We start from the raw sequence: 19,839 nt of genomic DNA, 5'->3' as shown, positions 1-19,839 counted from the left end.
GACACCCCAGGGACGACATGACCCAGCACCTCGCTGCCCCCTCCACCGGCACGTCCGACGACGCCCCGGACAACCGCACCGGCTGGTGGCAGGATGCGGTGATCTACCAGGTCTATCCACGGAGCTTCGCCGACGGCAACGGTGACGGCATGGGCGATCTCGCGGGCGTCACCGCACGCCTCCCGTACCTCCGGGACCTCGGTGTCGACGCCGTCTGGCTGAGCCCCTTCTACGCCTCCCCGCAGGCCGACGCCGGTTACGACGTCGCCGACTACCGGGCCATCGACCCGATGTTCGGCAACCTCCTCGACGCCGACGCCCTCATCCGCGAGGCCCACGCCCTGAGCCTGCGCATCATCGTCGACCTGGTCCCCAACCACTCCTCCGACCAGCACGAGTGGTTCAAGCGCGCGCTGGCCGAGGGCCCCGGCTCCGCCCTGCGCGAGCGCTACCACTTCCGCGCCGGCAAGGGCGAGAACGGCGAACTCCCGCCCAACGACTGGGAGTCCATCTTCGGCGGCCCGGCGTGGACCCGGACCGTGAACGCGGACGGCACCCCGGGCGAGTGGTACCTCCACCTCTTCGCGCCCGAGCAGCCGGACTTCAACTGGGAGCACCCGGCCGTCGCCGACGAGTTCCGCTCGATCCTGCGCTTCTGGCTCGACATGGGCGTCGACGGCTTCCGCGTCGACGTCGCCCACGGCCTGGTCAAGGCCGAGGGCCTGCCCGACCTCGGCTCGCACGACCAGCTCAAGCTGCTCGGCAACGACGTCATGCCGTTCTTCGACCAGGACGGCGTGCACGCCATCTACCGCAGCTGGCGCATCATCCTCGACGAGTACCCGGGCGAGCGCATCGCCGTCGCCGAGGCGTGGACCCCGACCGTCGAGCGCACCGCCAACTACGTGCGCCCCGACGAGATGCACCAGGCGTTCAACTTCCAGTACCTGTCGACCGACTGGGACGCCGCCGCGCTGCGTACCGTCATCGACTCCTCGCTCGCCGCGATGCGCCCGGTCGGCGCGCCCACCACGTGGGTGCTCTCCAACCACGACGTCACCCGGCACGCCACCCGCTTCGCCAACGAGCCGGGCCTGGGCACCCAGATCCGTACCGCCGGCGACCGTGAGATGGGTCTGCGCCGCGCCCGCGCCGCGACCCTGCTGATGCTGGCGCTGCCCGGCTCCGCCTACGTCTACCAGGGCGAGGAACTCGGCCTGCCGGACGTCACCGACCTGCCCGACGAGGCCCGCCAGGACCCGTCGTTCTTCCGCGCCGACGGCCAGGACGGCTACCGCGACGGCTGCCGCGTCCCGATCCCGTGGACCCGCGAGGGCAGCAGCTACGGCTTCGGCGACGGCGGCAGCTGGCTCCCGCAGCCCGAGGGCTGGGGCGAGCTGTCCATCGAGGCGCAGACCGGCGTGGAGGGCTCCACCCTGGAGCTGTACCGCACCGCCATCGCGGCCCGCCGCGACCTGCCGGGCCTCGGCGCCGGTACGGACGTGGAGTGGCTGGACGGCCCCGAGGGCGTCCTCTCCTTCGCCCGCCCCGGCTTCGTCTGCACCGTGAACACGACCGGTGCCCCGGTGCGGGTCCCCGCCCCCGGCACGGTGCTGGTCTCCAGCGCCCCGGTCACCGTCGAGGGCAGCGAGGCCGAGATCCCCGCCGACACCACGGTGTGGTGGACGGTGTGACCGTCCCCGCACCCAGGACCGGCTCGGCGTTGCGGCTCTCCGACATCGCCGGGCAGGCCGCGGTGAGCGAAGCCACCGTCAGCCGGGTGCTCAACGGCAAACCGGGTGTCGCCGACAGCACCCGGCAGCGGGTGCTGGCGGCGCTGGACATCCTCGGCTACGAACGTCCCGTGCGGCTGCGCCAGCGCAGCGCCGGGCTGATCGGGCTGGTGACACCTGAACTCGTCAACCCGATCTTCCCGGCGTTCGCGCAGTCGGTCGAGCAGGTCCTCGCCGGGCACGGGTACACCCCCGTGCTCTGCACCCAGCTGCCGGGCGGCGCCACCGAGGACGAGCTGGTCGAACAGCTCGTCGAGCGTGGCGTCGGCGGCATCGTCTTCCTGTCCGGTCTGCACGCCGACCTGTCGGCCGACCCGGCGCGGTACGCCGAACTCTCCGAGCGCGGCGTACCGTTCGTCCTGATCAACGGGTACAACGAGCGCATCAGCGCCCCGTTCGTCTCGCCGGACGACGCCGCCGCCGTGCGGATGGCCGTCGGCCACCTCGCCGCCCTCGGCCACCGCAAGATCGGCCTGGCGATCGGGCCGCAGCGTTACGTGCCCTCCCGCCGCAAGCGGGACGGGTTCCTCGACGTGGCGGTCCGCACGCTGGGGATGACCCGGGACGAGGCCGAACTCCTCGTCTGCTCGACGCTGTTCGGCGTGGAGGGCGGCCAGGTGGCGGCCGGCGCCCTGCTCGACCAGGGGTGCACGGGCATCGTCTGCGGCAGTGACCTGATGGCGCTGGGCGTGGTGCGCGCGGCCCGGGGGAGGGGCCTGGAGGTCCCGCGGGACGTCTCCGTGGTCGGCTTCGACGACTCGCAGCTGATCGCCTTCACCGACCCGCCGCTGACCACCGTGCGCCAGCCGGTGCAGGCGATGGCCGCGGCGGCGGTGGGGGCGCTTCTGGAGGAGATCGCCGGAAGTCCCGTGCAGCGCACGGAGTACGTGTTCCAGCCGGAGCTGGTGGTACGCGGGTCGACCGCGGCGCTGCGGACGGTACGGGCGGTACGGGGGGCATGAACGGGCGGCGCGCGGCCGGAGGGGGGTCGCGCGCCGCACGGGGGCTCTTCGCGCCCCTGCACGACCGCGCGACACGGTGCGGGAGATCCGGTGAGAACCCGCGGACTCCGAGGGAGTGACGCGGAGGAGAGGCACCGGAAGTCGGCCCAGGATTGGACCGGCGGGGAGTGTGACTCCCAGTGCCTCTCGTCGGCGTCGACCGGCCCGGCCGGCCGGGCGCGTGGGGCCCTGCGCCGGAGCGCGGACCCCCGGCCGACCGGACCGGAGTCCCCATGAACGTAACAGGCTCGCAATATCTTGCGTAAGTCCTTGCAGGCAGAAAAATGCAGCGTTTCGTGGATGTGAGCGGGTCGTGTCCAAAGTATTGACCCCGGCCTGACGGGCTCGTACGGTCTGCGCTGCGACTGGGTTTCCAGTCTTGCTGCAAGAACATTCAAGAGCCTTCCGGCACGGCGCGTTGTCACGTGAGGCTGCTCGGTCACCCGCGTTTCCCCCACAGCAGGAGGAAGAACATGGCACGCAGACCGTTGTCCGCCGCTCTCGCCCTCGCGGCCGGAGTCGCCGCGCTGGTCGTCCCCGCAGGCGTCGGAGCCGGTACCGCCCAGGCGGCGGCCCCGGGCACCAAGGACGTCACCGCCGTTCTGTTCGAGTGGAAGTTCGCCTCCGTGGCGCAGGCGTGCACCAGCACCCTCGGACCGGCCGGCTACGGCTTCGTGCAGGTCTCCCCGCCCATGGAGCACATCCAGGGCAGCCAGTGGTGGACCTCGTACCAGCCGGTCAGCTACAAGATCGCCGGACGGCTCGGGGACCGCACCGCCTTCGCGAACATGGTCACCACCTGCCACAACGCCGGGGTGAAGGTCGTCGCCGACACCGTCATCAACCACATGTCGGCCGGCTCGGGCACCGGCACCGGAGGATCCTCGTACACCAAGTACGACTACCCGGGCCTCTACTCGGTCAACGACATGAACGACTGCCAGTCGCAGATCAGCAACTACGGCGACCGTGCCAACGTCCAGAACTGCGAACTCGTGGGCCTCGCCGACCTGGACACCGGCGAGGAGTACGTACGCGGCAAGATCGCCGGGTACATGAACGACCTGCTCTCCCTCGGCGTCGACGGGTTCCGGATCGACGCGGCCAAGCACATGCCGGCCGCCGACCTCGCCAACATCAAGTCCCGGCTGACCAACCCGAACGCGTACTGGAAGCAGGAGGCCATCTACGGCGCCGGCGAGGCCGTCCAGCCCTCCGAGTACACCGGCAACGGCGACGTCCAGGAGTTCCGCTACGCCCGCGGCCTCAAGCAGACCTTCCTCAACGAGAACCTCGCCAACCTCAAGAACTACGGCGAGGGCTGGGGCTTCATGCCCTCCGCCCAGTCGGCGGTCTTCGTCGACAACCACGACACCGAGCGCGGCGGCGACACCCTCAACTACAAGGCGGGCGCCTCCTACACGCTGGCCAACGTCTTCATGCTCGCCTACCCGTACGGCTCCCCGGACGTGCACTCCGGCTACGAGTTCAGCGACGTCGACGCCGGACCGCCCAACGGCGGTCAGGTGAACGCCTGTTACACCGACGGCTGGAAGTGCCAGCACGCCTGGCCGCAGATCTCCTCGATGGTCGCCTTCCGCAACACCGCCCGCGGCGAGGCCGTCACCAACTGGTGGGACAACGGCGCCGACCAGATCGCCTTCGGCCGCGGTGCCAAGGCGTACGTCGCCATCAACCACGAGAGCTCTTCGCTGACCCGGACCTTCCAGACCGGGCTGCCCGCCGGCTCCTACTGCGACGTGCAGACCGGCAACGCCGTGACGGTCAACTCCTCCGGCCAGTTCACCGCCACCCTCGGCGCCGACACCGCGCTCGCCCTGCACATCAACGCCCGTACCTGCACCGGCAGCGGGACCGGCACGGGCACGGACCCCGGCACGGGCACCACGGCCTCCGGCGCCACCTTCGGCGTCAACGCCACCACCACGCTCGGCCAGAACATCTACGTCACCGGCAACCAGTCGGCCCTCGGCAACTGGGACCCGAACAGCGCCCTGAAGCTCGACCCGGCCACGTACCCCGTCTGGAAGCTCGACGTGTCCCTGCCCGCCGGCACCTCCTTCGAGTACAAGTACCTCCGCAAGGACGCCGCCGGGAACGTCACCTGGGAGAGCGGCGCCAACCGCACCGCCACCGTGCCTGCCACCGGAAAGACCACGCTGACCAGCGACGTCTGGCGCAGCTGAAGGACCAGGGGCGGGCCGGGGGTGCGCACAGACGCCTCCCGGCCCGCCCCTTTTCCCATGCCGCCCCCGCCGGGCCGGCACTACCGCCCCACCCACAGTCCGAGGAGAACCCTCCGTGTCCCGTAGCACCCTCCGACGGGGAGCCGTCGCCGCGCTGTGCGCCGCGCTGCTGCCCGTCGTACCGGCGGCGACCGCGTCCGCCGCGACCAGACCACCGTCTCCGCCCTCGGACGCGTCCCTCGCCAAGGAGTCGTCCCGCCAGGACCTCACCCGCGAGCAGTTCTACTTCGTCATGCCCGACCGGTTCGCCAACGGCGACACCTCCAACGACAAGGGCGGCCTGACCGGCTCCCGCCTGGAGACCGGGTACGACCCCACGGACAAGGGCTTCTACCAGGGCGGTGACCTCAAGGGGCTGACCAAGCGGCTCGACTACATCAAGGGCCTCGGCACCACCGCGATCTGGCTCGCGCCGATCTTCAAGAACCGTCCCGTGCAGGGCACCGGAGCCGACGCCTCGGCCGGCTACCACGGTTACTGGATCACCGACTTCACCCAGGTCGACCCCCACTTCGGCACCAACGCCGACCTGGAGAAGCTGATCGACAAGGCCCACGGCAAGGGCATGAAGGTCTTCTTCGACGTCATCACCAACCACACGGCCGACACCGTCGACTACACCGAGAAGACCTACGGCTACCAGCCGAAGGGCGCCTACCCCTACCTCGACACCGAGGGCCGCCCCTTCGACGACAGCGACGGCATGGCGAAGGTGGACGCGGACTCGTTCCCGTACACCCCGAAGGTGACCGCCAAGAAGGTCCCGTCCTGGCTCGACGACCCGACGATGTACCACAACCGGGGCGACTCCACCTACGCCGGCGAGTCCACGACCTACGGCGACTTCTCCGGCCTCGACGACCTGTGGACCGAGCGTCCCGAGGTCGTCTCCGGCATGGAGAAGATCTACGAGAAGTGGGTCCGCGACTTCGACATCGACGGGTTCCGCATCGACACCGTCAAACACGTCGACATGGACTTCTGGACCCAGTGGGCGACCGCCCTCGACACGTACGCCGCGCAGCACGGCCGCGACGACTTCTTCATGTTCGGTGAGGTCTACTCCGCCGACACCGCGATCACCTCGCCGTACGTGACCCAGGGCCGGCTAGACGCGACGCTGGACTTCCCCTTCCAGGAAGCCGCCCGCCAGTACGCCTCCCAGGGCGCCCCGGCCTCCAAGCTCGCCGCGCTCTACGCCGACGACTACCGGTACACCACCGACAAGGCGAACGCCTACGAGCAGGTCACCTTCCTCGGCAACCACGACATGGGCCGCATCGGGACCTTCCTGAAGCAGGACAACCCGAACGCCTCCGACGCCGAACTGGTCAAGCGCGACAAGCTCGCCAACGAGCTGATGTTCCTCGGCCGCGGCAACCCCGTCGTCTACTCCGGTGATGAGCAGGGCTACACCGGCGCCGGTGGCGACAAGGACGCCCGCCAGCCGCTCTTCGCCACCAAGATCGCCGACTACCTCGACGACGACCAGCTCGGCACCGACCGTACGCACGCCTCCGACGCGTACGACACCACGCACCCGCTGTACAAGTCGATCGCCGCGCTCTCCAAGCTCACCAAGGACAACCCGGCCCTGCGGGACGGCGTCCAGACCGAGCGCTACGCCGAAGGCTCCGTCTACGCGTACTCCCGCATCGATGCCAAGCACTCCAGCGAGTACCTCGTCGCCGTCAACAACGGCACCGAACCCCGGACCGTCGAGCTCACCACCGAGTCCGCCCGGATGAACTTCCGTACGATCTACGGCGGTTCCGCCACCGTGCGCAGCGGCTCGGACAAGAAGATCACCGTCACGGTGCCCGCCCTGTCCAGCATCGTGCTCCGCGCCGACCAGCCCCTCGCCGCCCCCGCCACCAAGCCCACGGTCACCCTGAAGGCCCCGGCGGCAGGCGCGACCGGCACCGTCGAGATCTCCGCCGACGTCACCGGCGGCCAGCTCGACCGCGTGGTCTTCGCCGCCCAGACCGGCAACGGGAAGTGGCGCACGCTCGGCACCGCCGACCACGCCCCGTACAAGGTCACCCAGGTCGTCGACGACACCGTCGCGGCCGGAACGCCCCTGCGGTACAAGGCCGTCGTCGTGGACCGGGCCGGGCGCACCGCCAGTGCGCTGGCCTCCACCACCGCGGGTCAGGCACCGCCCGCCGCCAAGCCGGTGGCCGTCGAGCGCGACTACGCCGTCGTCCACTACCAGCGCGCGGACGGCGACTACACCGGCTGGCAGCTCAAGTCCGGTGACACCACCGCCGAGTTCACCGGCCGTGACGCCTACGGTGCGTTCGCCTGGCTGAAGCTGGCGGAGGGCACCTCCACCGTGCCGTACACCATCGAGAAGGACGGCACCGCCGACGGCCCCCAGCGCACCGTCGACCTCTCCACCACCGGCCAGGTCTGGGTCGCCCAGGGCGACGACGGCCAGGTCACCGAGGTCCCCGACGGCGCCGGCCCGTCCACCGACACCACCAAGGCCGTCCTGCACTACCACCGCGAGGACGGGAACTACGACGGCTGGGGCCTGCACACCTGGACCGGCGCCAAGGACCCGACCGACTGGGCCAAGCCGCTCCAGCCGGTGAAGAAGGACGCCTACGGGGTCACCTTCGAGGTCCCGCTCGCCGAGGGCGCCACCTCGCTCAGCTACATCCTCCACAAGGGGGACGAGAAGGACCTCCCGAGCGACCAGTCCCTCGACTTCGCCGGCAAGGGCCACGAGGTCTGGATGCTCGGCGGCACCGCGAACTACCTCCTCCCGGCAGCCGCCGGGGTCCCCGCCCCCGACCTGACCAAGGCCGAGGCGCAGTGGATCGACGCCGACACCGTCGTCTGGAAGGTCAAGGCCACCGCCGCCACCAGCGAGCAGCTCGTCTACGCGAAGAACGGCGGGATCTCCGTCGTCGACGGGGCGCTCTCCGACGAGGGCCAGTGGCTGCGGCTCAACCCGACCGCCCTGACCGACGCGCAGAAGGCGAAGTACCCGCACCTCAAGGACTACCCGGCCTTCCAGGTCGACGTCCGCGACCGCGACCGCATCCGTGAATCCCTGCGCGGCCAGCTGATCGCCACCCAGCGCGCCGCCAACGGCGCCCTCCTCGCCGCCACCGGCGTACAGATCCCCGGCGTGCTCGACAGCCTGTACCCCAAGGCCACCGGCGCCGCCCTCGGCCCCGTCTTCGACAAGGGCGTACCCACGCTCTCCGTCTGGGCCCCCACCGCCCGTACCGTCCAGCTCGAACTGGACGGCAAGACCGTCCCCATGCGGCGCGACGACACCACCGGCGTCTGGTCCGTCGAGGGAACCAAGTCCTGGAGCGGCAAGCCCTACCGCTTCGTCGTCCAGGTCTGGGCGCCCACCGTCCAGAAGCTCGTCACCAACAAGGTCACCGACCCCTACTCCACCGCGCTGACCACCGACTCCGCCCGCAGCCTCGTCGTCGACCTCGCCGACCCGAAGCTCGCGCCCGCCGGCTGGTCCACCCAGAAGAAGCCCGCCGCCGTCCCGATCAGCGGCGCGCAGATCCAGGAACTCCAGATCCGCGACTTCTCCATCGCGGACCCCACCTCCAAGCACCCGGGCGAGTACCTCGCCTTCACGGACACCGCCTCCGACGGCATGAAGCACCTCAAGGAGCTCGCCGACTCCGGCACCTCCTACGTGCACCTGCTGCCCGCCTTCGACATCGGCACCATCTCCGAGAAGAAGTCCGACCAGCAGCAGCCCGCCTGTGACCTCAAGGTCTACGCCCCCGACTCCGACGAGCAGCAGGCCTGCGTCACGGCCGCCGCCGCCAAGGACGGCTTCAACTGGGGCTACGACCCGCTGCACTACACCGTCCCGGAGGGCTCCTACGCCTCCGACCCGAACGGCACCAAGCGCACCGTCGAGTTCCGGGAAATGGTCCAGGACCTCAACAACGCCGGACTGCGCACCGTCATGGACGTCGTCTACAACCACACCGTCGCCTCCGGCCAGGACGACAAGTCGATCCTCGACCGGATCGTGCCCGGCTACTACCAGCGGCTCATGGACGACGGATCCGTCGCCAACTCCAGCTGCTGCGCCAACACCGCGCCCGAGAACGCGATGATGGGCAAGCTCGTCGTGGACTCGATCGTCACCTGGGCCAAGCAGTACAAGGTCGACGGCTTCCGCTTCGACCTGATGGGCCACCACCCCAAGGCGAACATCCTCGCCGTGCGGAAGGCGCTCGACGGCCTCACGCTCGCCAAGGACGGCGTCGACGGGAAGAAGATCATCCTCTACGGCGAGGGCTGGAACTTCGGCGAGATCGCCGACGACGCCCGCTTCGTCCAGGCCACCCAGAAGAACATGGCCGGCACCGGCATCGCCACCTTCTCCGACCGCGCCCGTGACGCGGTCCGCGGCGGCGGCCCCTTCGACTCCGACCCCGGCGTCCAGGGCTTCGCCTCCGGCCTCTGGACCGACCCCAACGACTCCACCGCCAACGGCACCGAGGCCGAGCAGAAGGCCCGCCTCCTGCACTACCAGGACCTGATCAAGGTCGGCCTCACCGGCAGCCTCGCCGACTACACCTTCACCGACACCTCCGGCAAGGAGGTCACCGGCGCCGGCGTCGACTACAACGGCCAGCCCGCCGGATACGCGGCCGCGCCCGGCGACGCCCTCGCCTACTCCGACGCCCACGACAACGAGAGCCTCTACGACGCCCTCGCGTTCAAGCTCCCCGCGGACACCTCGGCCGCGGACCGGGCCAGGATGCAGGTCCTCGCCATGGGCATCTCCACCCTCTCCCAGGGGCCCTCGCTCTCCCAGGCGGGCACCGACCAGCTGCGCTCCAAGTCCCTGGACCGCAACTCCTTCGACAGCGGCGACTGGTACAACGCCATCCACTGGAACTGCCAGGACGGCAACGGCTTCGGCCGCGGCCTGCCGCCGGCCGCGGACAACAAGGACAAGTGGTCCTACGCCACCCCGCTGCTGACCAACCCCAACCTCACCCCCGGCTGCGCGCAGATCAACGGCGCGTCCGCCGCCTACCAGGACCTGCTGAAGATCCGGAGCACCGAGAAGGCCTTCGCCCTCACCTCCGCCTCCCAGGTGCAGTCCACCCTCGCCTTCCCGCTCTCCGGCAAGGACGAGACCCCCGGCGTCATCACCATGACCCTCGGCGACCTGGTCGTCGTCATCAACGCCACCCCGTCCTCCACCACCCAGAAGGTGGACGCGGCGGCGGGCAAGGACTACGCCCTGCACCCGGTACAGGCGACGGGCGCGGACCCTACCGTCAAGCAGTCGCGGTACGAAGCGGAATCCGGCAGCTTCACCGTCCCCGGACGGACCGTCGCCGTGTTTTCACATCGCTGACACCGACGGGCTACGGTGTGACCGCACGCGTCGGCGACGGAGCCGCAGCGGCCCGGCGCCGAGCACCGTAACTCCGCCACAACCGGCCGGTCCCCGCACCTCACCCCTCGTACGGGAGAGGTGCCGGGGGCCGGCCGGTCCGGTCGGCCGGTGACCCCCTCCGGCCGGCCGGCGCACCAGGCCCGAGCACGCCGGACGGTGATGATGAAGATCGTGGGAAACCTGCCCGAGGAGACGACCAGTTTCATCGGGCGAAGCGTGGAACTCCTGCGTCTCGAAAGTGCCCTGACGCCCTATTACCTCGTCGGCCACCGGCTCACCCCCCACCGCATGACCACGCTCGTCGGTCCCGGCGGCGTCGGCAAGTCCCGCCTCGCCCGCCGGGCCACCCACCTCGTCGGCCACCGCTACCAGGACGGCGTCCGGTGGGCCGACCTCTCCCCGCTCTACGGCGACGAGCTGCTGCTGCCCACCGTCTCCGACGCCGTCGGCCTCGCCGACCACGCCCTGCGGATGCCCGTGGACGCGCTCTGCGAATGGCTCGCGGACAAGAACATGCTGCTCGTCCTCGACTCCTGCGAACACCTGCGCGCCCCCACCGCCCACCTCCTCGGCGAACTCCTCACCATCGCCCCCGGTCTGACCGTCGTCGCCACCAGCCGGCAGCCCCTCGGCGTCCGCGGCGAGAACCTCGTGGAAGTCCCCCCGCTGCCCTACGACGGCGAGAGCGACGCCCTCACCCTCTTCCGCGACCGGGTACGCGTGTCGGCCCCCGGCATCACCTTCCGGCGCCCGGCCGACACCGAGGCCGCCGACGAGATCTGCCGCCGCCTCGAAGGACTCCCGCTCGCCCTGGAACTGGCCGCCGCCTCGGCCCGCCGCCACACCCTGCGCCAGATCGCCGACCGGCTCGGCTCCCGCCTCGACGTCCTCAGCGACGACTCCCAGGGCCCCCGCCGCCACCGCGCCCTCCTCACCACCATCGGCTGGAGCCACGAGCTCTGCACCCCTCTGGAACGCCTGCTGTGGGCCCGGCTCACCCCGCTGCGCGGCGACTTCGACGAGGAGACCGCCCGGGAGGTCTGCGCCGGCGGACCGCTCGGCCCCGACCAGGTGACCGAGGCGCTGCGCGGACTCGTCGCCAAATCCGTCGTCAAACGCGACGACGAACGCCACCACATGCTCGACACCCTGCGCGAGTACGGCCGGATGTGGCTCATCGAGCTCGGCGAGGAGGAGGTGGCCGGAGCCGCCCGCCGGCACGCCGCCCGCTTCCTGGGCCTCGCCCGCCGGGCCCACTCCGGATGGACCGGCCGCGACCAGGTCGCCTGGTACCACAAGGTCTCCGACAGCCACCTCGACCTCTGCGCCGCCCTCGACCACCTGCTGGTCCACGACGTCCGCGCCGCCCAGGAGATGGCTGGGCGCATCGGCTTCTTCTGGAGCTGCTGCGGCCACCTGACCGCCGCCCGAAGCTACGCCCGGCGCGCCCTGCGCGGCGGCCCGCTCGACGGCCCCGACCGCACCCGACTGCTCTGGGTCATGGGCGTCGCGGCCCTGCTCCAGGGCGACTTCGAGGTCGCCGAGCGACTCGGTGCCGAGTGCACGGCCCATGCGGAGACCGACGGAGACGACGAGGGAATCCTCAACTCGACCTATCTGGCCGGGCTCACCCACATCATGAAGAGCGAACCGCGGACCGCCCTCAAGGCCGCCGAACGCGCCCTGCGCCTGACCGAGGCGAGAACCGTCGAGTCGGCCTACCGGCTGCGCTGCCACCTCATCACGGTCTTCTCCCTCAGCGGTCTCGGCCGCCTCGCCGAGGCCGCCGAGGCCGCCGCCGTGCTCAGGGCCGCCTGCGAGGAGCACGACGAACACTGGACCCGTTCGTACGCCGACTACCAACTCGCCCTGATCGCGCTGCTCCAAGGCCGCCCGGACGTCTCGGCGGCGCACGCCCGCACCATGCTCCAGGGCAAGCACCGGCTGCGCGACAGCTTCGGCATCGCCCTCGGCCTCGACATCCTCGCCTCCGCCATCGCCGCCCAGGGCCAAGGCGCGCGCGCCGCACGGGTCTACGGCACCGGGCAGGTGTACTGGCGAATGGTGGGGCACCCGCAGCGCGGCACCCCCGACGTCGCCCCGGTCCGCGATTCCTGGGAGCGCCGGGCCCGGGAGTCCGTCGGTGATCGCGCCTACCAGCGCGCCTTCGAGCGCGGCCGCACCGACAGCGCCGAGGCGGGTCTCGCGGCGGCGCTCTGGGACGAGTCCAGGATCTGACCCCTTGTCCGGGTACGGGCGCGGGACCGGGAACGGGCCGCACGCCCCGGGAACGGGCGGTCGTGCGGTGAGACGCGCTTGTGCGGGCGGGGCCGGCCGGGCGAAGGTGATCAGCGACAATGCCCGCACCACCCGCACCGGGAGCGCCTGATGCCGCACATCACCATCGACTATTCGGCCGGACTCGAAGACGCTTTCGACCGCCGGGGATTCGCCGCCGAACTGCACCCCCTGATCGCCGAGACGATCACCACCTCGGCGTCGGCCTGCAAGACCAGACTCCGTCAGGTCGACGAGACGCTGGTGGGGGAGGAGGCCGTCGACGGCTCGGTCATCCACATCGTCATCGCCATACAGCCCGGCCGCACCCCGGAGGTCCGGGGCCGCCTCACCGAAGCCGTGCTGGCGCTGCTCGGCGAGCACCTCAAGCCGGCCGACGGACTCCGGGTCGAGACCTCCGTCGAGACCCGCGAGATCGACCCCTCGTACCGCAGGAGCTGAGCCGCGCAGCCGGTTCCTCCGCGCGGCCGCCGGTCACGGCTGCCGCTGCGGGGGGACGGTGGGCGTCCCGGTGGTCAGCGCCGCGAGCCGGATGAGCAGCTCACCGAACGGGCCGTCCGGGGGCTCCTGTTCGAGGGCCCGCAGCACGATGCCGGCCACCTCCTCGTCGTACGCGGCGCTCACGGCGGCCAGCGCGGCGAAGTCGTGCACCAGCTGGCGCTCCAGCTCCGTGCGCGGCACCCGCTTCCCGTCCAGCCAGAGCAGTGCCGTCGCCTCGGCGAGCGACACCCAGGTGCGCACCACCAACTCCAGCCGGGCCGAGGGGACCTCGACCCCCAGGTGGCTGAGTATCTGCTCGTACGCGGCCTGCCGCACCCCGTCGATCATGGCGTTGGTGGTGGACGAACCGGCCGCCGGGCCGCCCCGCATGAGTGCGGAGAAGCCGGGCCCGTGGTCCTCCACGAAGTCGAAGAACCGGCCCATCACCCTCAACAGGCGCGCGCCCAGCGGACCTTCGCGCGGCTCCAGGAAGCGCTCCGCCAGTTCGTCGGCGGCCCGCCGCAACGCGGCCTCGTACAGGCTCTGTTTGCCCGGGAAGTAGTGGTAGACGAGGGGGCGGGAGATGCCCGCCGCGGCGGCTATCTCGTCGATCGACACCTCGTCGGGGGAGCGGCTGCTGAACAACTCCAGTGCGACGCCGATCAACTGCTGTCTGCGCTCGTCGACACCCATTCTGCGCCGCACCCCGGTGGTCATGCGGACAGCCTAACCGGGGCCCGGCGGACGGCGGGACCGGCCCGGCCAACCCGCCGGTGCAGCCCGCCACCGCCTACAGGTCGAGGACCAACCGCCCGCCCCGGCACCGCGAGACGCACAGCAGCATCGAGTCGGCACGCTCCGCGTCCGTCAGCAGCTCGTCCCGGTGGTCGATCTCGCCGTCCAGCACCCGCTGCTGGCAGGTACCGCAGAAGCCCTGCTCGCAGGAGTACGAGACATGGGGCAGCTCCTCGCGCACGGCCGCCAGCACCGACTGCCCGGCCGCCACCCGCACCGTCCGCCCGGAGCGCCGCAGCTCCACCTCGAAGGCGCCGGAATCCGCTTCGCCGGGAGCCCCGGCCGCGAAGCGCTCCAGGTGCAGGGTGCAGCCGTCCGGCAGGGCGGCGGCCACCGCGTCCCTCAGGGGCCCGGGGCCGCACACGTACACGGCCGTCCCCGGGGCGAGCGCGGCGAGCGCCGCGGTCACGTCCGGGTGCCCGGAGGTGTCCTGCGGGACGACCGTCACCCGGTCCCCGTCCACGCCGAGCTTCTCGATCTCGTCGAGGAACGGCATGGTGGCCCGCGACCGGCCCCCGTACAGCAGTCGCCAGGGCACGCCGGAACCGGCGACCGCCCGCAGCATGGGCAGGACCGGGGTGATGCCGATACCGCCCGCGACGAAGAGGTAAGCGTCCGCCTCCACCAGCGGGAAGCGGTTGCGGGGCCCCCGGACCCCGACCTCCTCGCCCTCGTGCACGTGGGCGTGCGCCTCGCGGGAGCCGCCCCGGCCGTCCTCGGCCAGCCGGACGGCCACCGTGTACGTCCCCGGGTCCGCGGGATCGCCGCAGAGGCTGTACTGCCGGACAGCGCCGGAGGGCAGCACCAGGTCGATGTGGGCCCCCGGCTCCCAGCGGGGCAGCCCCGGCCCCTCCAGCCGGAGTTGCACGACCCCCTCGGCGGGCGTGCTCCGCCCGGTGACCAGCAGCCGCCGGGTGGTGGTGGCACCGCGCCCCGACCGCCCCGAGGTCGGCTCCTCCAGGGCGGGCATCGGCCAGAGCGGTGAGGCGGCGACACGCTTGCGCAGCGCACGCCGGGCGAGCAGGGCGGTACCGGCGCCGGCTACCAGCAGCACGGTACGGGGACGGGGCAGGGGCAGGGCCATGGCTCAGTGGTCTCCCGTGGTGCGGGCCCCGGCGGCGAGTGCCGCGGGGGAGCGGGCGAGGTAGTCGACGGCCTGGGCGGTGCTGCCGGTCCGGGAGGGGTGGTAACGGCGGCCCAGATAGTCCGGTACCGAGCGCAGGATGTCCCCGGCCGGAGGCAGCGTGCCCCGCCTGCCACCGGCGTGGAACTCCCGGAACGACGCCCGGCCGCCGGGGAGTTCCGGGTCGTTCTCCACGAAGAAGCGCACCCCGCGCTACCAGAGGAAGACCAGCGCGGAGAATGCCGTGGCCCAGGTCCGCACCCGGCGCCGGTAACCGCCGTCGAGGTGCATGAACACCTCGAACGCCACCGAACGGTGCTCGACCTCCTCGGCCCCGTGCCAGCGCAGCAGGTCCAGCATCGTGGGGTCGGCGCCCAGCCGGTCCAGGGCGTCGGCGTTGAGTATCCAGTCGCCGAGGAACGCCGTGTAGTGCTCGATCGCCGCTATCGTCGCCACCCGCTCCTTCAGCCACCACTCCCGCGCCCGCCCGGGCGGCAGGGTCCGGTCGCCGAGCAGCTTCTCGAAGAACCAGTCCACCTGCGCGGTGTACGGCGCCGGGTCGAGCCCGAGCCTCTTCAGGTGCGGCAGGACGTCGTCGTGCGCCTGCGAGTGCACGGCTTCCTGGCCGATGAACCCGATGACGTCCTCGCGGAGCCGCTCGTCGCGGATGTACGGCAGCACCTGCCGGTACACGTGGATGAACCAGCGCTCCCCGGCCGGAAGCAGCAGATGGAGGACGTTGATCGTGTGGGCGGCGAACGGATCGCCGGGCACCCAGTGCAGCGGGGTGCGCTCCCAGTCGAACGAGACGTTGCGGGGCTTCAGCGGCGTCCGCTCCGAAGTGACCGCCGCCGGCTGCTTGTTGGACATGGTGTCAATGTACTGATGGGTAGGGCGCAGGAACAGATGCCTGCGCGTTCTTCCTCGGACCGGTGGTCACGCCGGCCGGTCGCCCCGCTCGCCCCGGTCCGGATGGGCGCGTACCACCAGGACCCGGCGGTCGTCGTCGGACGGGACCAGCCCGAGCCTCCCGGAGTTCGAGGTGTGCTCGGCGACGGCCCGCGGCCCGTACCGGACCGGCCGGGACACCGGAAGGCCCCGGACCCGCGGTACGAAACCGCGGGTCCGGGGCCCGGTGTTGTCCGACGTCCCTGTCAGGGGGCGTACTTGTAGCCCACCCGCCGGACGGTCTGGATCGAGTGGCGGTGCTGGGCGCCGAGCTTGCGGCGCAGCCGGGCGACGTGGACGTCGACGGTGCGGCCGTCGCCGACGTGGCCGTACCCCCAGACGGTCGTCACCAACTGGTCGCGGGTGTGCACCCGGTGGGGGTGCGCGACCAGGTGGGCGAGGAGCTCGAACTCCAGGTAGGTGAGGTCGAGCGCCACACCGTCCACGGTCGCGATGCGCCGGGTGGAGTCGATGAGCACCGGACCGTCCGACGCGGGAGCGGCGGGAGCCTCCCGCACCACGGCCTGCGGGGCGAGCATGCCCTGCGGGAGCGGTCCGGCGGCGAAGTGCTGGGCATCCGTGAACGCGCCCGCGAGAGCGGCCTGCTGGTCGGCCGGTACGAGGACGAGGTAGCCGATCATCGGCGGGCGCCCCGGAAGGGTGGGCAGGGAGTGCTGGGGTGCGGGCAGCCAGGTGGCTCCCGGCGGGAGCAGGTCGGCCATGTCGGTCAGCCGGACGACGTCGTCACGGTCGACCGAGCGCAGCCGGCGGTTGGGGGTGAGAGTGCGGGCGGTGGTGGTGGCCGCAGCGGGGGCCGCCGATGCCGCGGTGGCGGCGGAGGCGGTGAGAGTACGGGCGTTCGCCATGAGGGTCAGCTCTTTCGCGCGAGGAGTCGTCGAGGGACGTACGTCGTGCGCGCGGGCCGAAGGCCGGGGTGAGCGGCTTTAGAGGGCCTGCGCGTTCCTCGCGCGGCAACACACCCGGTCGAAGTCGTGGTGCTGACGGGAAGGCCAGAACGGCTCAAGGTCGCTGCGACCCGATGAGGTGTACTGGAAGCCGGCCATGGGCCCATTGAAGCAGAGAATGCGGCGCGGCAGCAGTCTCCTCTCACCCGTCGATACGGACCCTTTGCGTGACGTGCCTCGCACTTCGCTTCCGGGACGCGTCCGCAACCGCCCTGAGCTGGACCGGACCGCCGCTCAGCCCACCAGCCGCCTCCGCCAGTCCGGCACGGCCACCTCGATGGCCTTCGAGGGATCGCCGTCCCACTCCACCGCCAGTCCGGCGTCCCGGAGTGCCGTCGCGACCTCGTGGCCCGTGGCGGAGGTGGTCTCCTCGGAATCGTCGAACCCGCCGTAGTACAGGGCGAGTCCGTGGCCCGAGACCGCGCTCGCGGTGCCCTGGGAGTGGAAGAAGACGAAACCGCGCGCCGACTCGTCCTCCGCCCACACCTCGCTCATCCCGCAGGAACGGCAACAGGTGAAGTTCTGCCGGGCGGTCAGACCGGCGGCCCCCAGGACGGCGAACGCGCTCTCCAGCCGGTCTGCGTCGCTCACCCCCGTCCAGCTCTCCTGCTCCTCCACCCGTTCCAGCCAGAGCCGCTCCACGACGGCCCTCGCCTGCTCGGCGGTGACGGGCGAGACCCCGTCCTCCGTCAGGCAGCCGGCGGCCCACTCGATCAGCGTCTCCACCGTGGCGAAACCGCCGCGCAGTTGGGCCCGGACGACTTCCTCCAGCCGCGCCAGGACCCCGGCCTCCGGAGCCGGTACGGGCTCGGCCTCGGGCAGCCCCAGGGACTCCCAGCCGATCCCCGCGTCCCAGTCCTCCTCCTGCCGCGCCCACCCGGCCATCACCTCGGCGACCCGCTCCGGGGCGGAGACCTCGGTGCGGTAGTGGTCGCCGGGCCCGCCCGCGCGGTACTCCAGCTCGTACGGGCCGTCCCCCTCGTGCCAGACCTGCACGAACCGCCCGGGCCGGTCCGGCACCCGCTGCACCACCAGGAAGCGGTTCCTCCCCCCGCCGATCCCGAGCACCAGATCCGTCAACTCGTCGGCCGTGGGGCGCGTGTACGTCTCGGTGCCCTCGGTCTTCACCTTGATCTCCAGCATGCCGTCACTTTCGCACGCGCCAGCGACAGTGGCCCTCCCGCAGGCCGATAACCTGCCCACAGAGCGCGCGCGGACGATCGCCCGCGCCCGGCGAGGGGTGAACATCCGGTGATCCGAGACCTGTACAACGTCCGTCGGCACCCCGCGGAGGGCGGCCCCACCCCGCTGACCGAGGACGAGGAGCGGCGCGCCCGGACCACCCTCTTCAACGAACTCGGCACCGTCGTCGCCGAACACGGCTGGGTCCGCTTCCCGGCCCACTCTCCGGAGGAACGCCGCAGGCTGGTCGAGGTCGCGCACCGGCTCGGCGAGTACTGGGGCCGGCCGGTCCACGTCGAGGCCGAGGACCAGTGCGCGCTCAGGCTCTTCCTGGACGGGTACGGCACCCCGCCGGCCGCGTAGGGGAGTCCGGCCGGTACGCCGATCACGCCGAGAGGGCGCCCACCGGAAACCGGCGGGCGCCCTCTCGGCGTACGGGGAGGTGCGGGGGATCAGCCCTGGTCGGCCTTCTCCAGCGCGGTGCAGCAGGTGTCGACGATCAGCCGCGTCACGACGTAGGGGTCGACGTTGGCGTTCGGGCGACGGTCCTCGATGTAGCCCTTCTGGTCCTGCTCGACCTGCCACGGGATACGGACCGAGGCGCCGCGGTTGGAGACGCCGTAGCTGTACTCGTTCCACGGGGCGGTCTCGTGCAGGCCGGTCAGACGCTCGTCGATGCCGGCGCCGTAGTTCTTGACGTGGTCGAGCGGCTTCGAGCCCTCACCCAGCGACTCGCAGGCGGTGATGATCGGCTCGTAGCCCTCACGCATCGCCTTGGTGGAGAAGTTGGTGTGCGCGCCGGCGCCGTTCCAGTCGCCCTTGACCGGCTTCGGGTCGAGGGTCGCGGAGACGTTGAAGTCCTCGGCGGTGCGGTAGAGCAGCCAGCGGGCGATCCACAGCTGGTCGGAGACCTCCAGCGGGGACAGCGGGCCGACCTGAAACTCCCACTGGCCGGGCATGACCTCGGCGTTGATGCCGGAGATGCCGAGACCGGCCGCGAGGCAGTTCTCGAGGTGCTTCTCGACGATGTCGCGGCCGAAGATCTCGTCGGCGCCGACACCGCAGTAGTAGCCGCCCTGCGCGGCCGGGAAGCCGCCCTCGGGGAAGCCGAGCGGACGGTGGCCCGCGAAGAAGGTGTACTCCTGCTCGATGCCGAAGATCGGCTCCTGGGAGGCGAAACGCTCGGCCACCGGACGCAGCGCGGCACGGGTGTTGGTCTCGTGCGGCGTCATGTCGATGTTGAAGACCTCGCACAGCACGAGCACGTCGTCGCCGCCGCGGATCGGGTCCGGGCAGGTGAAGACGGGCTTCAGGACGCGGTCGGAGGCGTGGCCCTCGGCCTGGTTGGTGCTCGAACCGTCGAAGCCCCAGATGGGCAGCTCCGCGCCGTCGGCCAGGATGCGCGTCTTCGAACGCAGCTTGGCGGTCGGCTCGGTGCCGTCTATCCAGATGTACTCAGCCTTGAACGTCACGGAAGCCATCCTTTGCGGTGCTGCGAGGTCTATGCGCAGAGCTTCGCAAGGCGCGATTTCCCGTCCGTTGCCCGTATGTGAACCCCGTGTTACCAACGTTTTCCGCAG

At 71.3% G+C, this 19,839-nt stretch carries 13 protein-coding genes and 1 pseudogene; 7 read left to right on the top strand and 7 right to left on the bottom strand.

Annotated features, from left to right (window positions below; translation table 11 throughout):
* Positions 1-17 precede the first annotated feature (17 nt).
* From OHA55_RS06365 to OHA55_RS06340, 6 genes are all read left to right on the top strand, one after another.
* Positions 18-1,694 carry an alpha-amylase family glycosyl hydrolase gene (locus OHA55_RS06365; protein WP_266703622.1) on the top strand — a complete coding sequence of 559 codons (1,677 nt, stop codon included), beginning with the start codon at positions 18-20 and terminating at the stop codon, positions 1,692-1,694.
* Positions 1,679-2,755 carry a LacI family DNA-binding transcriptional regulator gene (locus OHA55_RS06360; RefSeq protein ID WP_266703620.1) on the top strand — a complete coding sequence of 359 codons (1,077 nt, stop codon included), beginning with the start codon at positions 1,679-1,681 and terminating at the stop codon, positions 2,753-2,755. The genes OHA55_RS06365 and OHA55_RS06360 overlap by 16 nt, the downstream gene beginning before the upstream one ends.
* A gap of 512 nt (positions 2,756-3,267) precedes the next feature.
* Entirely contained in the window at positions 3,268-5,001 is a 1,734-nt protein-coding gene (locus OHA55_RS06355; protein ID WP_266703618.1) for a carbohydrate-binding module family 20 domain-containing protein, read from the top strand.
* A gap of 115 nt (positions 5,002-5,116) precedes the next feature.
* Positions 5,117-10,426 carry a pullulanase-type alpha-1,6-glucosidase gene (gene pulA, locus OHA55_RS06350; RefSeq protein WP_266703616.1) on the top strand — a complete coding sequence of 1,770 codons (5,310 nt, stop codon included), beginning with the start codon at positions 5,117-5,119 and terminating at the stop codon, positions 10,424-10,426.
* 204 nt (positions 10,427-10,630) lie between these two features.
* A complete protein-coding gene (locus tag OHA55_RS06345; protein ID WP_266703614.1) occupies positions 10,631-12,706 on the top strand; it encodes an NB-ARC domain-containing protein in 2,076 nt (691 codons plus the stop codon).
* A 150-nt stretch (positions 12,707-12,856) separates the two neighbouring features.
* Positions 12,857-13,207 carry a 5-carboxymethyl-2-hydroxymuconate Delta-isomerase gene (locus tag OHA55_RS06340; protein WP_266703612.1) on the top strand — a complete coding sequence of 117 codons (351 nt, stop codon included), beginning with the start codon at positions 12,857-12,859 and terminating at the stop codon, positions 13,205-13,207.
* 33 nt (positions 13,208-13,240) lie between these two features.
* On the opposite strand, the gene OHA55_RS06335 is transcribed toward OHA55_RS06340, so the two are convergent.
* The 6 genes and pseudogenes from OHA55_RS06335 to OHA55_RS06305 form a co-directional block, all read right to left on the bottom strand.
* Positions 13,241-13,963: a TetR/AcrR family transcriptional regulator gene (locus OHA55_RS06335; RefSeq protein WP_266703610.1), complete on the bottom strand. Its 723-nt coding sequence runs from the start codon at positions 13,961-13,963 to the stop codon at positions 13,241-13,243.
* A gap of 73 nt (positions 13,964-14,036) precedes the next feature.
* Positions 14,037-15,119 (bottom strand): PDR/VanB family oxidoreductase, encoded by a 1,083-nt coding sequence (locus tag OHA55_RS06330; RefSeq protein WP_266710443.1) that lies wholly within the window; start codon positions 15,117-15,119, stop codon positions 14,037-14,039.
* Between the two features lie 9 nt (positions 15,120-15,128).
* Positions 15,129-16,034 (bottom strand): annotated as a pseudogene (locus OHA55_RS06325) (metal-dependent hydrolase).
* Between the two features lie 66 nt (positions 16,035-16,100).
* The gene (locus OHA55_RS06320; protein WP_266703583.1) at positions 16,101-16,253 is read right to left on the bottom strand and encodes a hypothetical protein; all 153 of its coding nucleotides are present in this window, start codon (positions 16,251-16,253) and stop codon (positions 16,101-16,103) included.
* Between the two features lie 65 nt (positions 16,254-16,318).
* Positions 16,319-16,978, bottom strand: a complete 660-nt coding sequence (locus OHA55_RS06315; RefSeq protein ID WP_266703581.1) for a winged helix-turn-helix domain-containing protein — start codon at positions 16,976-16,978, stop codon at positions 16,319-16,321.
* A 333-nt stretch (positions 16,979-17,311) separates the two neighbouring features.
* Entirely contained in the window at positions 17,312-18,220 is a 909-nt protein-coding gene (locus OHA55_RS06305) for a hypothetical protein (RefSeq protein WP_266703578.1), read from the bottom strand.
* Positions 18,221-18,328: 108 nt separating this feature from the next.
* Between OHA55_RS06305 and OHA55_RS06300 the strand changes: the two genes are divergently transcribed.
* Positions 18,329-18,622 carry a hypothetical protein gene (locus tag OHA55_RS06300; RefSeq protein ID WP_266703576.1) on the top strand — a complete coding sequence of 98 codons (294 nt, stop codon included), beginning with the start codon at positions 18,329-18,331 and terminating at the stop codon, positions 18,620-18,622.
* A gap of 89 nt (positions 18,623-18,711) precedes the next feature.
* On the opposite strand, the gene glnII is transcribed toward OHA55_RS06300, so the two are convergent.
* The gene (gene glnII, locus OHA55_RS06295) at positions 18,712-19,731 is read right to left on the bottom strand and encodes a glutamine synthetase (RefSeq protein WP_266703574.1); all 1,020 of its coding nucleotides are present in this window, start codon (positions 19,729-19,731) and stop codon (positions 18,712-18,714) included.
* Positions 19,732-19,839 lie beyond the last annotated feature (108 nt).

Origin of the sequence: Streptomyces sp. NBC_00102, from assembly GCF_026343115.1 — a bacterium.
In the GTDB taxonomy this organism is placed as follows: Bacteria; Actinomycetota; Actinomycetes; order Streptomycetales; family Streptomycetaceae; genus Streptomyces.
This window is presented reverse-complemented; position numbering and strand designations above follow the sequence as displayed.

What these genes read in the sequence shown, in the direction of transcription:
- OHA55_RS06365 (WP_266703622.1), top strand. Translation starts at nt 18, where the DNA reads ATGACCCAGCACCTCGCTGCCCCCTCCACCGGCACGTCCGACGACGCC.
- OHA55_RS06305 (WP_266703578.1), bottom strand. Translation starts at nt 18,220, where the DNA reads ATGCTGGAGATCAAGGTGAAGACCGAGGGCACCGAGACGTACACGCGC.
- OHA55_RS06340 (WP_266703612.1), top strand. Translation starts at nt 12,857, where the DNA reads ATGCCGCACATCACCATCGACTATTCGGCCGGACTCGAAGACGCTTTC.
- OHA55_RS06315 (WP_266703581.1), bottom strand. Translation starts at nt 16,978, where the DNA reads ATGGCGAACGCCCGTACTCTCACCGCCTCCGCCGCCACCGCGGCATCG.
- OHA55_RS06345 (WP_266703614.1), top strand. Translation starts at nt 10,631, where the DNA reads ATGAAGATCGTGGGAAACCTGCCCGAGGAGACGACCAGTTTCATCGGG.
- OHA55_RS06335 (WP_266703610.1), bottom strand. Translation starts at nt 13,963, where the DNA reads ATGACCACCGGGGTGCGGCGCAGAATGGGTGTCGACGAGCGCAGACAG.
- OHA55_RS06355 (WP_266703618.1), top strand. Translation starts at nt 3,268, where the DNA reads ATGGCACGCAGACCGTTGTCCGCCGCTCTCGCCCTCGCGGCCGGAGTC.